Genomic DNA, 14,996 nt, shown 5'->3' with positions numbered 1-14,996 from the left:
ACCGAGAGCAGCAGCCAGCCGCGCCCCTCGCCGCGCAGCCCGGCCACGGCCCGTCCGAGGCGTCCGCGCGTTCCCATCGAGTCGCGGGTAGAGCGGCCGGTCGAAAGCCGCTGGCGGTCGGCGACGCGATTGCCGGAACACGCCCGCGTCGCGTCGACACGAGAGCACGGTCGATTCCTGTCGACACGCAAGGATTTTACCCGGGCCGGTCGGACCGCCGTCCATGTCGGCCCTCCTCGCCGCCGGCGCGCTGGCGGCCGTCTCGCTGGCCGCCGCGCTCGCCTTCTCCCTGTACGGTCGCCGATACCGCTCCGCGGACGACGAGACGGCGGCCCTCTCGCGGATCCGCCGCGCGTTGCGAGTCGGGCTGCCGGTCGTCTACGTCGTCGCCCTCGTCGCGATGGTCGGCGCCGGGTGGCTCGACGCAGTCGACGCCGCCGTCGCCGCGCTCCCCGGCGGCGAGTCGGCGGTGGGCGGCGCCGCCACGGTCGTCGTCGGGCTGAGCGCGCCCGCCGTTGCCGTCGCCGCCGGCTACTTCGGCGCCTTCCCCGCCGTCCGGGAGCTCCGCGAGGTAGAGGTCTCGGCCGCGACGGTCGCCGCTCGCCTCGCGCGATACGCCGCCGGCCTCGCGGGGGTGTTCGTACTCGTCGTGCTGGCCGTCGCGCTCGCCGGCGACAGCCTCGCGTCGGGCGCCGGCTTCGCCGCCGCGGTCGCGGTCCTCCTCGGAGTCGCATGGGCCGGGTCGCCGTGGCTGGTCCGCCTGCTCCAGTCGACCCGTGAACCGACCACCGACGAGCGCGACCGGCTCGGCCGGCTCTGCGACGGGGCGGCTCTCGACCCGCGGGCGGTGCGCGTCCTCGAAGTCGCCGACGCGAAACAGGCGTTCGCCTTCGTCCGCGGGCTCCCCGGCCGGCGCCACCTGTTCGCCACCGACTACCTGCTCGACGAACTCGACGACGGGACGCTCCGGGCGTACCTGGCCCTGCAGGCCGGCCGGGCGCGCGTCAACCACCTCGAAGTCAGGGCCGCGGTCGTCGTCGGGACGGCCCTGTTCACGCTGGGGCCGCTCCTCGGCGTGCTCTCGGTGCCGGGGGTCGCCGACGGGACGGTCGCGCTGGTCGCGCTCGCGGCCGGGCTCTTCGGGCTGTGGGCCGGGCAGCGGCTGGTCTACCGGGCCGACGCCGCGGCCGCCGAGCGGACGAGCCGCGAGGCCGTCGAGACGGCCATCGAGCGGTACGCCGAACTCAACGACGCCCGGATGGAGTGGGGCCGGCTCACCTCGCTGCGGCGGATGGAACCGCCGCTCCGCCGTCGGATCGACCGTCTGCGCGACCGGGCGGCCCGGGAGTGACCCGGGGGCCGCGCCGCCCGGGAATGAGTTCCCCGGTCCACGCCGCTCGGGGTGGGCCCGCTCTGCGCGGCCCGGAAAGGACAGATTCACGCACCCGCCGCGAAAACCCCGGTGCATGAGCGACCTCCTCGTCGCGGGCGGACAGGTGCTGCGACCCGACTCCACCGTCGAGCGGGCGGACGTGCTGGTCGACCGGGAGACGGGCGACATCGCCGAGGTGGCCGATCCCGGTACCGTCGACGCGGCCGAGACGCTCGACGCGAGCGACGGACTCGTCATTCCGGGGCTGGTCAACGCCCACACCCACGTCGCGATGACGTTGCTGCGCGGCTACGCCGACGACAAGCCGCTGGACGCGTGGCTGCAGGAGGACATCTGGCCGGTCGAGGCCGAACTCACCGCCGACGATATCGAAGCCGGCGCCGAGCTGGGTATCGTCGAGATGATCAAGTCGGGGACGACCGCCTTCTCGGACATGTACTTCCACGTCGACCGGATCGCCGACGCGGTCGAACGCGCGGGCGTCCGAGCGGTCCTCGGCCACACGGCCGTCACCGTCGGCAAGGACGACGAGGACGCCCGGGCGGACCTGCAGCGGAGCCTCGACGTGGCGCGGGAGTTCGACGGCGCGGCCGACGGTCGCATCGCGACGACCTTCCAGCCGCACTCGCTGACGACCGTCGGCGAGGAGTACCTCCGGGAGTTCGTCCCGGAGGCCCGTGACGCGGGGCTGTCGATCCACTTCCACGCCAACGAGACCACCGGGGAGGTCGACCCCATCGTCGACGAGCACGGCGTCCGCCCCCTCGAATATGCCGACGACCTCGGACTGCTGGGCGAGGACACCTACGTCGCCCACGGCGTCCACGTCGACGACCGCGAGATCGAGTTGCTGGCCGACACCGGGACCGGCGTCGCCCACTGCCCGGCGTCGAACATGAAACTCGCCAGCGGGATGGCACCGGTCCAGAAACTCCAGGACGCCGGCGTGACCGTCGGGATCGGCACCGACGGTGCGGCGTCGAACAACGACCTCGACGCCTTCGACGAGGTGCGCGACGCGGCGATGGTCGGCAAGCTCGCGGCCGACGACGCGGGCGCCGTCCCCGCCGCGGCGGCCGTCGAGATGGTCACGCGGGGGAGCGCGGACCTGCTCGGCTTCGACAGCGGGCGCGTCGCGGCGGGCGCGAACGCCGACCTGGCCGTCGTCGACCTGTCGGCGCCGCACCTGACGCCCGCCCACGACCTCGTGAGCCACCTCGCCTACGCCGTCCGCGGCGGCGACGTGCGCCACACCGTCTGCGACGGCGAGGTCCTCATGCGCGACCGCGAGGTGCTGACGCTCGACGAGGCCGCAGTGCGCGAGCGGGCGAACGAGCACGCCCGCGACCTGGTCGCGCGGGCGGAGGGCGACGACTGACGACCGCAGCGAACCCGGGTCAGAACGGGTACTCGAAGTAGAGGTATCCCACGCCGGCCAGGACGACCGCAGCGACCGACGCCTCGACGACGGCGTCGGTCAGTGCGCCGACGACGAGCGCCGGGACGAAGAAGACGACCAGCCACAGCGCGTACGAGTCCGTCGGGACCTCGCGGCGGTTCATACCCGTGTGTCGCCGACCGGGGCGAAAACCCTTCGTATCCGCCGACGTGGTCCGCGCTCGCCCTGCCACGCCGTTCCCGGTCGGCCCGCTACCGCCCGCCGAGCCGTTTTCAGTTCGAAGAATCGACCCGGAGACTGTTTACCGGCGCTAAATTCGGGTTAATTCGACGAAAACCGGACCGAGGGTAATCCACCACTAAGTGGGATCCGACCGTGGAGTAGTGACGTATGAGTCAGGGCACACGAGCGTTGATACTGGCGGCACTGATGGTCGTCTCGGTCGCGGCGCCGGCGATGGCGGCGCAGTCGTCGGAGTCGCTGAGCGTCGACGTGGACCAGGCGGAGGATGTCACCGTGACGGTCACGAACGAAACGGCCGACGATGCGGTCGCGAACGCGTCGCTGAACGTGACGACGGTCACCGAGAACGTCACGTACGGCGGTGCGGGGACGCACACTACCGGGCCGAACGGGACGGTCGAACTGCCGGCGCCGAACCAGTCGCTGGCAGTGTCGGTGACGGCGACAGTCGACAACCGTTCGGCGACGACGACGGCCGACCTGACTGCGGCCGAGGACAACGAGACGGAGATGGACGACGCGAACGGGACGGCCGCTCCGTTCGGGCTGCAGCTCGTCGGCTTCATGTCGGAGACGAACGACACCGACGGCCCGCGCGGGCTGGCGATCGCGTCGTGGGTGACGGCCAACAACCCCGGTAACGGCGGCGGACCGCCCGCCCACGCCGGCCCGGGCAACGAGACGGGCAACGAAACGCGCGGACCTCCGGACCACGCCGGTAACGACGGCAACGAGACCGAGAACGCCACGCAGGGTCCGCCCGACCACGCCGGTAACGACGGCAACGAGACCCGCGGACCCCCGGACCACGCCGGTAACGGCGACGACGACGACGAAGCGGACGAAGAAGACGAGGAAGACGCGGACGATGGTGACGAAGCAGACGAAGAAGACGATGCGGACGAAGACGACGCCGACGAAGAAGACGAGGAAGACGAGGAAGACGATGCTGACGACGACGCCGACGAGGACGACGACGAGTCCGGCGGACCGCCGGACCACGCCGGCAACGGCGCCGCCGGCGGCCGGTAATCGAGAGTAGCGTTCGGCAGCCAGCGAGGCCTTGGACCCACTGTTCTCGGAGTTTTTGCGGTGACTCCCTGGAGGTGTCGGTCCGGAGCGGACCGGGCAGTCACCTGACGACGGCGGTGTCGGCGACGCGGTCGCCGATGCGTCGGGACCCGTCGGAGGCGACCACGGCGACGATCCCGACGACGTAGAACGCCGGCAGCCAGTCGACGAGTCGGAGGGCGTTCCGCACCGCGGCGGCGCGCAGGGAGGGCGGCGAGCCGTCGCCGCCGGTCACGCGGATCTTGACGAGGTACTTGCCGATCGTCTGCCCGTAGCGCCACTCGAGGACGGTGTGATAGCCCAGCGCGAGCGCGAACCAGAGGACGAGTGCGACGAGTCCCGGCGTCCCGCTGAGCGACGCGTCGACGCCCTCGCTCGTGGTCGTGATGTCCCCGGTGATCGCCGCGATCGGGTAGACCGCGACGAACAGGAGGGCGAACCAGACGACGGTGTCGATGGCCATCGCCACGCCGCGGATGCCGGGACCGCACCGTTCAGGGCTGTCGGTCATACGACCCTCTGCGGCCGTCGTGTCAAAGAGCGTTGCTTTCTCCGGCGCGGCCGGTCGGCCGTCAGAACTCGTCGATGACGGGGATGGCGACCGTCTCGAATCTGGTCACAGGGTGTGTTAGGATCCTCCCTAACATTGATACCGTTTCGGGCGGTACCGTCGGTACGGATGGGCGACGACGTCGTCGTGCTGGAGGACGAGACGGTGGCCTACGACGACGGACGGTCGCGAGAGTACGCGTGCTGTCGGTCCCGGAGTCGGAGCGGTTCCCGGAGGGACTGAAGTACGCGTTCCACTACGGCGAGGCCGGCGGCGACGACCCCATCGTCAGGTTCGACAACCACCACGGGCCGCACGAACTCCACGTCGGGAACGGGACCTTCGAGATAGCGTTTCGCGGGCTGCAACCGCTCTACCGCGCGTGGCGTGCCGCGCTCCCGGCCGAGAAACGATGCGACTGGTAACTATGACCCGGACACTCCACATCCAGATCGGACGGACGCCGGACCGGAGCGACCTCGAAGAGAGGCTCGCCGCGGTCGACGCGGGCGAGGAGCCATCGGCTCGCCCCTCGCGGCTGAGCGTCGAGAGCCTGGAGACGTTCGGTCGGATCTTCCGACCCGTCAATCTGGAACTGCTCGAAGCGATCGCCGAACACGAGCCGGCCAGCATCCGCGAACTCGCGCGGCTGGTCGACCGCCACCCGCCGGAGGTGACCGACAACGTCACCGAACTGGCCGACTACGGGCTCGTCGAACTGCGCGAGGAGGGCAGCGCCAAGCGCCCGACGATATGGTACGACTCGATCGAGTTCTCGGGCGACGTGGCGCTACGGGGACTGGACGACGGCGGAAGCGCCGGCATCGCGCCCTGAAACCGGCGGCGGCGACCGGTCCGGCCCGACCCGGCTGTCAGAACTCGTCGATGACGGGGATCCCGACCGTCTCGAAGTCGGTCATGTCGTCGAGGACCCCCGACACCTCGTCGAGCGAGATGCGCTCGGTGATGATAGCGGCGGGGTCGAGCTTCCCGGTCGCGACCATCCGGAAGATCTCGTCGTAGCGCTCGGGCGGCATCCCCAGCGCGCCGAGGAAGTCGATCTCGGCGGTGACCATCTCGTCGGTCGGCAGCGGGAGGTTCCCGCCGGCCTCCTTCGTCGTCAGCCCGACCTGGACGTGCTGGCCGGTCTTGCCGAGGCTCCGGACCGCGTTGCGGCAGGTGGTCTCGATGCCGAGCGCGTCCATCGACACGTCCGCGCCGCCGTCGGTGATCGCCTGGACCTCGGCCGCGGGGTCCTCGACCTCGCCGGCGTTGACGGTCTCGACGGCGCCCTGCTGTTCCGCGAAGTCGAGCTTCTCGTCCATCAGGTCGACGCCGACGACGTTCGCGCCCAGCGCGTCGGCGATCTGGACCGCGGAGAGGCCGACGCCGCCGCAGCCGTGGACGACGAACCAGTCGCCGGCGCCCACGTCGGCGCGGTGGGCCAGCCCGTGGAAGGCGGTCATGAACCGACAGCCCAGCCCCGCCATATCGACCGAGGAGACGCCCTCCGGGAGCGTGACGAGGTTGTGGTCGGCGTGGGGGACGGGCACCTGTTCGGCGAACGCGCCCGGCGCGCTCGGCTGGAGACCCAGCGCCTGGCGATTTTCACAGATGTTGGAGTGGCCGGTCCGGCAGAGGTGACAGGAGCCGTCGCCCAGATTGAAGGGAACGGCGACGTGGTCGCCCTCCGAGACGCCGTCGACTTCCTCGCCGACGGCGACGACGTGGCCGGCGGGCTCGTGGCCGAGGATGTGACCCGGCACGGGGTCGAGCCCGCGCCACTCCCAGTCGCCCTGCCAGGCGTGCCAGTCGCTCCGGCAGACGCCGCAGGCCTCCACCGCGACGACCGCCCCGTGGGGTTCGGGCTCGGGGTCCTCGACCTCCCGCACGTCCAGCGGTTCGCCGTAGTCCGTGAACACTGCTGCGCGCATACCCGGGGTATCGGCAGCACCCGTGAAATACCCTCGTACCTGGAGTCGAATTGTGTGTGATCTCCGGCATCGGATTCCGGTGTGACGGCGACAACTGCTGTCATCGATCGCTGAACCGCGATCAGCCCGCGAACCTCCACGACAGCCCACACCGCGGACTTGATCGTAGTGCGAGACAGCGTGAAAGCCCCCGGCCGCTCCGGTCGAGGGGCTCGCTGCGCGCTTCGCTCACTCCGTTCGCTCCAGTGCTTGCGTCGCCCGTCTTCCCGGAGCGACCGGCCCCTTTCATTCCCGCCCGTATCGGCTGATCGGCCAGTCTAAGCGGGTGGGAATGAAAGGGGCGACGCGCTCGACGAAGGCGGGCGATGCAAGTGACGCGGGACCGGAGGTCCCGCTAATCTGAGGCCGTACCCTCAGACACCGCAGGGCGAAGCCCGAGGAGCGCAGCGAGACCCCCGAGTCGAGCGCGTCGGGGCTTTCACGCTGTTTGCGGAGGCCGTCGTCGCGGAAGCGGTCGTCGCGGAAGCGGTCGTCGCGGAAGCGGTCGTCGCGGAAGCGGTCGTCGCGGAAGCGGTCGTCGCGGAAGCGGTCGTCGCGGAAGCGGTCGTCGCGGAAGCGGTCGTCGCAGTAGAACGAGAGGGGAGCCCCACAGAACGGCCGAGTAACCCGAAACCGACTAACCCGTGAACTTGTGGTAGTCGAGGCCCTTGTGTTTCATCTCGTTGTGCTTCTCTTCGAGGAAGGAGTAGACCGTCCCGTGGGGAGCGCCGTCGATGATCATCTCGGCGGCTTCGCGGACGGTGTCGACCTGTTCGGGGCCGCCGATGATGCCCATCGTGGAGCCGTAGATGACGACCGAGGCACCGGACAGTTCCTCCATGAGTTCGCGGGTGCGGCCGTCCTCGCCGATGAGCCGGCCCTTGTGGCGCTGGAGGTCGTTGCGGTTGCGCGCGGCGGCGTCGATGTCGACGATGTCGAACATCATCATGTCGTCGTCGAGCAGGCGCATGGCCTCCTCGGGGGCGAACCCGCGACCGATGGCCTTGACGATGTCCGGCCCCTTCAGCGCGGTGAGCGGGTCGCCGGTCTGCTCGATTTTCACCTGGCCCGTCTCGCTGTCGACGTCGAGCCGCACCTCCGCCCGGTCCTCGATCTCCCGCAGCGTCGCACCCCCCTCGCCGATGAGGACGCCGATCCGGTCCTGCGGAATCTTCACGTGTTGCATACCTGACCGTAGGTGTCTCCGCCGTTTTAAGCCTTTGTTGGTCGCGCCACCGTGTCACGGGGACCCAGGCCGGTCCGACCGTCGATGCCGGTTCCACCCCATCCTACCCCACCCCCGACCCGAAGTCGGACCAGACCGGGTCCGTTCACTCGTAGCGCAGCGCGTCGATGGGATCGACCCGCGCCGCGCGCCACGCGGGATAGAGCCCCGCGATCACGCCGGTGAGGACGCCGACGGCCACCGCGGCGGCGAACCACCCGGGCGCGAGTTCGAGGGGGATCTCCGCGTACCGCGTCGCGACCCAGCCGCCGGCGATCCCGAGCGGGACCCCGAGGACGGCGCCGAGCGCGCCCAGCAGAACCGCTTCAGCGAGGAACAGTTCCATCACGTCGCGGCTGCGCGCGCCGACGGCCTTCATGATCCCGATCTCGCGGGTTCGCTCGGTGACGCTGACGAGCATGATGTTCGCGATGCCGACGGCGCCGACGACCAGGGCGATGACGGCGATGCCGGTGACGAACCGGGTGAGCCGGGTGACGATGCGCTCGATGCTGTCGACCAGGTCGGCGTTCGTCTGTGCGGTCACCTCGTAGCCGTCGGGGACCAGTTGCGCGGCGTCCGAGCGGTCGCCGTCGAAGTACTCGCGGACGCGCTGTTGGGTGGCGCTGGTGTCGGCGGGGTCGGTGACCACGGTCACCTGCGAGTAGACCCGCTGGCTGGCGACGGCGTTGGGGCTCTCGACGACCGACTGGTAGTAGGGGTCGGCCGGGACGAACACCCGCGGCTGGTCGGTGAAGGAACTGAACGGCAGCTGGCCGCCGGTCCCGTTGACGACCCCCACGACGGTAACGTTGAATCGGTCCCCCGACGAGCGCGTGACCGTCAGTTCGTCGCCGGTCGAGAGGTTCCCGGGGAACAGTTGCGCGGCCGGGCGGTTGACGACCGCCTCGCTCGCGCCGTTGCGGAACGGTCGCCCCGCCTCGAAGGTAGCGGTGTCGAAGGCGGTCGCGTTCGTGGCCGTGACCTGCCGCTGGGCTATCGTCTCGCCGTCGTGGCCGACGGCGCTGACGGGGACGATCCCCCTCGGGACGACCCGCTGGACGCCCTCGATGGTTCGCAGTTGCGAGAGGTCGTACTCGGTGAAGACGGGCTGGCCGGCGCCGCCGAACCCGCCCTCGTCGGCCTCCGTGGCGACGAGGTACACCTCGTTGGCGCTGGATCCCTCGATTTCGGACACGACATCGGCTTTCAGGCTCGCGCCGAAGGTGGCGAACGTGACGACCGCGGCGATGCCGATGACGATCCCGACCACCGTCAGCGCCGCCCGCAGGCGATGGGACCGTAGCGAGCGGACGCTGATCCGCAACGTCTCGGCGAGGTCCATCAGGCTCCCTCCCCCTCCTCCCTCGCCCCTTCCCGGCCGTCGCCAGGACCAGCGTCGTCGGAATCGGCCGGGTCGGCCCCGGACACGTCCTCGACCCCCTCGATCTCGCCGTCGCGGAAGTGGACGATGCGGTCGGCGTGTTCGGCGATGCGGCGCTCGTGGGTGACCAGCAGGATGGTGTTGCCGGCCTCGTGCAATTCGGCGAACAGTTCCATGATCTGCGCGCCCGTCCCGGTGTCGACGTTGCCGGTGGGCTCGTCAGCGAGGAGGAGCGCGGGGTCGGCCGCCAGCGCGCGGGCGATGGCGACGCGCTGGCGCTGGCCGCCAGAGAGTTCCGAGGGTCGGTGGTCGAGGCGGTCGCCGAGGCCCACGTCCCCGAGCAGGGCCGCGGCGCGCTCGCGGCGCTCGCCGCGGTCGACGCCCTGGAAGACCAGGGGGAGCGCGACGTTCTCGACGGCGGTCAGCCTGGGCATCAGGTTGAACGTCTGGAAGACGAACCCGACCGTCCGGCCGCGAGCGCGCGCCCGCTCGGCGTCCGAGAGGGCGGCGAGGTCCTGGCCGTCGAGGCGGACGGTCCCCTCGGTCGGCGTGTCGAGGCCGCCGACGAGATTGAGGAGCGTGCTCTTGCCCGACCCGCTGGGCCCCATGACGGCGGTGTAGGAACCCCGGGGCAGCGACAGCGAGACGTGCGAGAGCGCCTCGACGGCGACGCCGCCCTCGTAGGTCTTCGTCACGTCCGCCAGGTCGACGACCGGTTCGCCGCCGTCGTCCCCACCGTCCGCGCCGGCCGGCGAGTCGGCGCCCGTCGCCTCCGTGTCGGTCGCATCGGTCACACCCGTTCCAGGGGGCGCGTCCGCATTAATCATCGGACGCTCGCGCCGGCGACGCCGGCGACGAGACAAACGCAGATCCCGCCGTAGAGGGCGAGATGCACGGGGCTGTCGGGCGCGAGAGCGACCGCGATCACCGCCATCCCGACGAGGTAGGCGACCGCCGCGCCGACCGCGAACTCGCGGACGCCGACGCCGGCGAGCGTCGCGAACGCGGCACCGAGCGCGATCGCGACGGCGGCGACAGCGGCGAGGGCCACGGCCTCGCCGACCACCGCGGCCACCGCCGTCCAGTAGACGGCGCGGGGCGGCCAGAGGGCGAGTGCGGCCGCCCAGGCGAAGACGGTGCTGACGGCGATCGACCGGATATCGACGGTCACCGACGAGGTATCGGCAGTCACGATCCGACGTTCACGGCCCGCCGGGAAAGCGGTTGGCGCGTTCGCTTCGGGTGCCGGCCACCGGAATCGCCGGTCGCTCCCGTCCGTGTCGTTAAGCCGCTCCGGTCCCAACCGACAACAATGACAGACGACCGCGGGTCCCTGGCGACGCGGGCCGTCCCGCTGGCGGTCGGCGTGGTCCTCCTCGCCGTCGCCGGCGCGGTCGCGGCCGGCGCGCTCCCCGGCGCCCTCGACGGCGACGCCCGGCCGGACGGCGACGCGGTCCTCGACCGGGTCGAACAGCGCTACGCGAACGCCGAGACGCTGACCGGCGAGGCGACCGTCACCGTCGCGAACGCGACCGCCGAGCGTTCCGCGAACGTCTCGTTCGTCCTCGACCGGCCGAACCGGACGAGGCTGAGTACCACCCGCGACGGCGACGAGTACGCCGTCGGCACGAACGGCTCGGTCGCGTGGGTCTACGACGGCGCGAACGACACCGCCCGCGTCTGGGCGTTGCCCGAGAACGCCTCCGCGTGGAACGAATCGGCCTGGAACGGCTCGGCGACGGCCGCCGGGAACCACAGCTGGAACGGGAGTTACGCGAACGCCGGGAATCACAGCTGGAACGGTACCCACGCCTGGAACGACACCGCGTGGGCTGCCCCGAACCGCTCGGCGAACGTCTCGGCGTGGCTCGCCGAGAACGTGACCGCCGAGGTGCGCGAGACGACGACGCTCGACGGCGCGGAGGTGTACGTCGTCGGGCTCGAACCGACCAACGAGTCCTACCGGGGGGAAGCGACGCTGTGGGTCGACACCGACGACTACCGCGTCCACGAGCTGCGCGCGAGTTACGGCGAGAACTCGACGACCGTCGCCTTCGACGGCGTGCAGTTCAACGCCAGCGTCCACGAAAGCACGTTCCGGCCGCCCGACGCCGCCTCGGTGAACACCGTCGGACAGGAACGGTACGACAGCTTCGACGCCGCGCAGACGGGGACCGAGGTCACGCTCCAGCACCTCGACGCCGAGGGCTACGAGTTCGACGAGGCAGTCGTCGTGACCCGGGCCGGTCGGACCGTCGCCGCCCAGACGTACACCGGCGGGGCGAACGTGACCGTCGTCGCGACGGCCGACGACCTGCCGATGCTGAACGGTAGTGCCGGCGAGAACGTCACGGTGGCCGGCGCGAACGCGACCTACGTCGAGCGCGACGACGGAGCGGCCGTGGTCTGGGACGACGACGGCGTGACGCGGGCGGTCGTCGGCGACCTGCCGCGCGGGGAGCTGGTCGACCTGGCCGAACGAGTCGTGGACTGACGCGGCCGGCTACGCGAACACAGACGGCCGCAGCCGCGCCCGCTCTTCCTCGGTCAGCCGGTACGGCTCCAGTTCCGTCGCCAGATCGCCGAGCGCCTCCCGGCGCTCCCGATGCCCGGCGAGGAAGTCGCCGATCCGCTCGGCGGCGGTCTCCTTCAGTTCGCCGGTGAGCAACTCGCCCGAGCGGTAGTCGGCAGCGAGCTCCTCGACACGCTCGTCGTCGGGTTCGAAGAACGTGTGGAGGTACTGGTAGGCCACGTCGACGCTCGGGTCGCCGCCGTGCTCGCGGTGTTCGTCGATATCGACGCGCCCGCCGGAGTGGGCGTGCTCCATGATCTTCGACCGGACCGTCTCGCGGTCGTCGGTGAGTTCGATGGCCGGCGCGTCCGAGGAGGAGGACATCTTCCCGGGGCCGTCGAGCGCGGGGAGGAACTTCCCGAGCAGGGCGCCCGGCTTGGCCACGTCGAACCGCTCCTTGGCGGCCACGTCTCTACAGACCCGGACGTGGGGATCCTGGTCGACGGCGATGGGGACCAGCGTCGGGTGGCGGCCGTGGACCAGTTGCGGGAGCAGCAGGTGGGTGGCCTGCACGGCGGGGTAGAAGGAGAGCCCGACGTTCTCGGGGTCGCCGTAGGTCGCGTCGACAGTCGACTGGGTGATGTCGGCGGCCACGCGGGCGGCCTGGGGGTAGAGTACGTCGGCGTCGAGGCGGTCGACGACGATACGGGTGCGCTCGGGGTCGAACCCGACGGCGAGCAGGTCCCGCAGATTGCTGCGGGTGGCGTCCTCGATCTCGTCGAAGGTGAGGTCCTTCGCGTAGAACTTCTCGTCGTCGGAGAGCGGGACGTAGACGTGCGCGCCCGTCTCGTCCTGCAGGCGCTTGGCGAGGTAGAAGACGAGGACGTGGCCGAGATGCATCGGTCCCGAGGGGCCGACGCCGGTGACGACGGAGTGGGTCTCCCCGGCCTCGGCGGCCGCGAGGTAGCGGTCGACGTCGCGGCCGGCGTAGAAGACCCGCCGCCGGAGCATCGGGTGGTCGGGGAACCGGGCGACCTGCTCGTCGGTGAGCCGGTCGGCGCCGAACTGCTCCAGCAGGCGGTCGTAGTCGACCGTCCCCGCCACGTCGTAGGGCGTGACGGTGAACTTGTCGCCGTCGGTCCCGTCGGGTTTCGGCGTCGAATCGGCGGATCGGTCGGTATGCTGTGCGTCGGTGGCACTGTCGTCGTGCATGTGTGTGGTGGGTGTGCGGCGGCTGGCGGGCGAGCGTGCGGGAGAACGAGTGAGCACCGCGCCCGGGGCGGCCGGGTTAGGCCCGACCGACCGCGCTCGCGATACTGTCCGCTCTCTGGGCGGGCGAGCGCCAGCGCCACGCGAGAGCGGACCGCGTCATCACCTGCCGGTAGCCCGCTGGCGGGCAAATAGGTTTCGGAGGACGGGAGCGCCTACAGCCAGACGCCCTCGCGGTAGGTGTCGACCAGCCCCGGGTCGAGGCGGAGCGTCACCCGTTCCGCGGCGTCCGCGTCCACGACGGTCCGCTCGTCGCTGGCGGCCGTTCCGTTCGCCGTCGGGGTCGCGGTGGGCGTCGGCGTCGCGGTCCCGCCCGTGTCGGTGCCGCCGTCCGCGCCCTCGACGCGCTCGACGATCCGGCCGTTGTTGCCGACGGCGACGGCGACGCCGGAGCCGCGGGCGACGCCGCGGAGCTTCGTGTCCACGGGGGTCCGGATCCGCTCCCACTGCCCGGTCGAGCGTCGCTCGTACACCTTCCCGCCGTCGCCGGCCGCGATGCCGGAGTCGGGCGTGCGGTCGACCGACCGGACCGCCTGTCGCTCGTCGTCGACGACGTGGGGCGTCCACCGGAAGCCGTCGTAGCGGTAGACGATGCCGTTGCCGGCGGCGACGTTCACGTCGCGCTCGCTCGCGCTCGCCACGTCGAAGAAACTCGTGCCGGCGAAGCCGATGCCGATCCTGTTCCAGGACTCGCCGCCGTCGGCCGTCCCGGCGACGAACTGGCTCGTGCTGCAGACGTGGCCGGCCGACCGCGAGTGGAAGTCGACGCCGGGGATAGTCGAGCCGCCGCCGGGCTTGATCACGTCGCGGTACTCCATCGCGCCGCTGTCCTGGCGGACGCCGACGAGCAGCTCGCCCGAGCCGTTGACGAAGAACAGCCGCTCGTCCTCGCCGGCGGTCCCGCGGACCGCGCAGTCCTCCCAGGTGCTCGTCTTGCCCTTCGGCGCCGAGTAGTTGGTCAGCGTCCGCGTCTCGACGTTGTACTCGCCGATGACGCCGCTGCCGCCGACGAACCAGACGGCGGCGCCGTCGTCGGTCGCGTCGACGCCGGTCAGCGGCCGGCTGCGCGCCTGTGGCCCGTACTCGACGACCGTCCGCCAGCCGTCGTCGGTCCGGCCGACCACGTCGCCGCCCCCGCCGACGGCGTATGGCCCCGCCGCCGTGTCGACCGCGCTGTTGAGCGGCTTGTCCGTCGGGGAGTCGACCGCCTCCCAGGTGCCCTGTGCGCCGTCCTCGTTCTCGCCGACCGCCGACGCCGCCGCGCCCGCACCGCCCAGGGCGGTGACGCCCGCGGCCCGCAGGATCTCCCGCCGCGTGTGTCGTGTCATGTGCCTCGCCCGGCGTTGCGCGTCCCCGCTCTTGTACCGGGGACTCGCTCCCGCGAACGGGACGGTCGCCGCGCGGGCGCCGCCACCCCCCAGGCGATGGCGGCGACCCGGGCGATCCGCCGGACCCGTCACTGCGCTCACAGGGGTCAGACGCCCGGCTGACGGGTGTTTTTGTAGGGTGACGGCCCTCGTTGTAGTGATGGCCACGTCGGCGAACGGGCACTTCGAACGGGACGTACTGGTACAGGCGGGGCCGCTGATCGGCGCGACGACGCTCGTGTTGACGGCGGCCTTCCTGGGCATCGTCGGGATCGCGTCCGGCAACGCGGGGGGGCTGGTCGGGCGACTGCCCCTCTACGTGCTCGCCGGGTCGGTCGGCTTCGTCGCCGCGCTCCTGGCGGCCGAACACTCCGACTACTACGGGCGGCCCGCGCTCGTCACCGCGGCGGGCGTCGGCGTCGTCGGCTTCGTGACGATCGGGCTGGGCACCGAGGGCGTCGTCTACGGGCTGACCCACCCCGACGCCGTGGTCGCCTCGCACCTCTCGGTGTACCTGCTGTCGGCGGCGATGATCGCCTCCGGGCTCGGCTACTGGACCGTCCGCAACTGGCGCGACGTGACCGCCGCCGTGAACACGAGCGGCCTCTAA

Annotated in this window: 15 protein-coding genes and 1 pseudogene; 7 read left to right on the top strand and 9 right to left on the bottom strand. The window is 71.4% G+C overall.

The window, feature by feature from the left end; genetic code table 11:
- Positions 1 to 223 precede the first annotated feature (223 nt).
- Complete coding sequence (locus ACMGFG_RS08415; protein ID WP_436929893.1) at positions 224 to 1,351, top strand: M48 family metalloprotease; 1,128 nt, start codon at positions 224 to 226, stop codon at positions 1,349 to 1,351.
- Positions 1,352 to 1,466: 115 nt separating this feature from the next.
- Positions 1,467 to 2,771 (top strand): amidohydrolase, encoded by a 1,305-nt coding sequence (locus ACMGFG_RS08410; RefSeq protein WP_436929892.1) that lies wholly within the window; start codon positions 1,467 to 1,469, stop codon positions 2,769 to 2,771.
- 19 nt (positions 2,772 to 2,790) lie between these two features.
- Here the strand turns inward: ACMGFG_RS08410 and ACMGFG_RS08405 are convergent, their stop codons facing one another.
- Positions 2,791 to 2,955 carry a hypothetical protein gene (locus tag ACMGFG_RS08405; protein ID WP_436929891.1) on the bottom strand — a complete coding sequence of 55 codons (165 nt, stop codon included), beginning with the start codon at positions 2,953 to 2,955 and terminating at the stop codon, positions 2,791 to 2,793.
- Between the two features lie 227 nt (positions 2,956 to 3,182).
- Here ACMGFG_RS08405 and ACMGFG_RS08400 point away from each other — a divergent pair, with 227 nt between their 5' ends.
- Positions 3,183 to 4,067 (top strand): hypothetical protein, encoded by an 885-nt coding sequence (locus ACMGFG_RS08400; protein WP_436929890.1) that lies wholly within the window; start codon positions 3,183 to 3,185, stop codon positions 4,065 to 4,067.
- Positions 4,068 to 4,167: 100 nt separating this feature from the next.
- On the opposite strand, the gene ACMGFG_RS08395 is transcribed toward ACMGFG_RS08400, so the two are convergent.
- A complete protein-coding gene (locus ACMGFG_RS08395) occupies positions 4,168 to 4,617 on the bottom strand; it encodes an RDD family protein (protein WP_436929889.1) in 450 nt (149 codons plus the stop codon).
- Positions 4,618 to 4,785: 168 nt separating this feature from the next.
- On the opposite strand from ACMGFG_RS08395, the pseudogene ACMGFG_RS08390 reads away from it, so the two are divergent.
- Positions 4,786 to 5,081: pseudogene (locus tag ACMGFG_RS08390) on the top strand (toxin-antitoxin system TumE family protein).
- Positions 5,082 to 5,083: 2 nt separating this feature from the next.
- Positions 5,084 to 5,491, top strand: a complete 408-nt coding sequence (locus ACMGFG_RS08385) for an HVO_A0114 family putative DNA-binding protein (protein ID WP_436929888.1) — start codon at positions 5,084 to 5,086, stop codon at positions 5,489 to 5,491.
- Between the two features lie 37 nt (positions 5,492 to 5,528).
- Here the strand turns inward: ACMGFG_RS08385 and ACMGFG_RS08380 are convergent, their stop codons facing one another.
- From ACMGFG_RS08380 to ACMGFG_RS08360, 5 genes are all read right to left on the bottom strand, one after another.
- Entirely contained in the window at positions 5,529 to 6,590 is a 1,062-nt protein-coding gene (locus ACMGFG_RS08380; protein ID WP_436929887.1) for a zinc-dependent alcohol dehydrogenase family protein, read from the bottom strand.
- 676 nt (positions 6,591 to 7,266) lie between these two features.
- Positions 7,267 to 7,815, bottom strand: coding sequence for a KH domain-containing protein (locus tag ACMGFG_RS08375; RefSeq protein WP_436929886.1), 549 nt, complete (start codon positions 7,813 to 7,815; stop codon positions 7,267 to 7,269).
- A gap of 145 nt (positions 7,816 to 7,960) precedes the next feature.
- Positions 7,961 to 9,199: an ABC transporter permease gene (locus tag ACMGFG_RS08370; protein WP_436929885.1), complete on the bottom strand. Its 1,239-nt coding sequence runs from the start codon at positions 9,197 to 9,199 to the stop codon at positions 7,961 to 7,963.
- Complete coding sequence (locus ACMGFG_RS08365) at positions 9,199 to 10,032, bottom strand: ABC transporter ATP-binding protein (RefSeq protein ID WP_436929884.1); 834 nt, start codon at positions 10,030 to 10,032, stop codon at positions 9,199 to 9,201. Before ACMGFG_RS08365 ends, ACMGFG_RS08370 begins: the two co-directional genes overlap by 1 nt.
- Positions 10,033 to 10,061: 29 nt before the next feature.
- Positions 10,062 to 10,430 carry a hypothetical protein gene (locus tag ACMGFG_RS08360; RefSeq protein WP_436929883.1) on the bottom strand — a complete coding sequence of 123 codons (369 nt, stop codon included), beginning with the start codon at positions 10,428 to 10,430 and terminating at the stop codon, positions 10,062 to 10,064.
- 120 nt (positions 10,431 to 10,550) lie between these two features.
- Between ACMGFG_RS08360 and ACMGFG_RS08355 the strand changes: the two genes are divergently transcribed.
- Positions 10,551 to 11,732: an outer membrane lipoprotein-sorting protein gene (locus ACMGFG_RS08355; RefSeq protein WP_436929882.1), complete on the top strand. Its 1,182-nt coding sequence runs from the start codon at positions 10,551 to 10,553 to the stop codon at positions 11,730 to 11,732.
- Between the two features lie 9 nt (positions 11,733 to 11,741).
- On the opposite strand, the gene ACMGFG_RS08350 is transcribed toward ACMGFG_RS08355, so the two are convergent.
- Together ACMGFG_RS08350 and ACMGFG_RS08345 are read right to left on the bottom strand one after the other, a co-directional pair.
- Positions 11,742 to 12,962 carry a tryptophan--tRNA ligase gene (locus ACMGFG_RS08350; protein WP_436929881.1) on the bottom strand — a complete coding sequence of 407 codons (1,221 nt, stop codon included), beginning with the start codon at positions 12,960 to 12,962 and terminating at the stop codon, positions 11,742 to 11,744.
- 212 nt (positions 12,963 to 13,174) lie between these two features.
- Positions 13,175 to 14,347, bottom strand: a complete 1,173-nt coding sequence (locus tag ACMGFG_RS08345; RefSeq protein ID WP_436929880.1) for a WD40/YVTN/BNR-like repeat-containing protein — start codon at positions 14,345 to 14,347, stop codon at positions 13,175 to 13,177.
- A gap of 199 nt (positions 14,348 to 14,546) precedes the next feature.
- On the opposite strand from ACMGFG_RS08345, the gene ACMGFG_RS08340 reads away from it, so the two are divergent.
- The gene (locus ACMGFG_RS08340) at positions 14,547 to 14,996 is read left to right on the top strand and encodes a hypothetical protein (RefSeq protein ID WP_436929879.1); all 450 of its coding nucleotides are present in this window, start codon (positions 14,547 to 14,549) and stop codon (positions 14,994 to 14,996) included.

The sequence above is a fragment of the Halosimplex halobium genome (genome assembly GCF_051414055.1).
GTDB lineage: Archaea > Halobacteriota > Halobacteria > Halobacteriales > Haloarculaceae > Halosimplex > Halosimplex halobium.
Note: the sequence above shows the minus strand (reverse complement) of the source record. Positions and strands in the feature narration are given on the sequence as shown.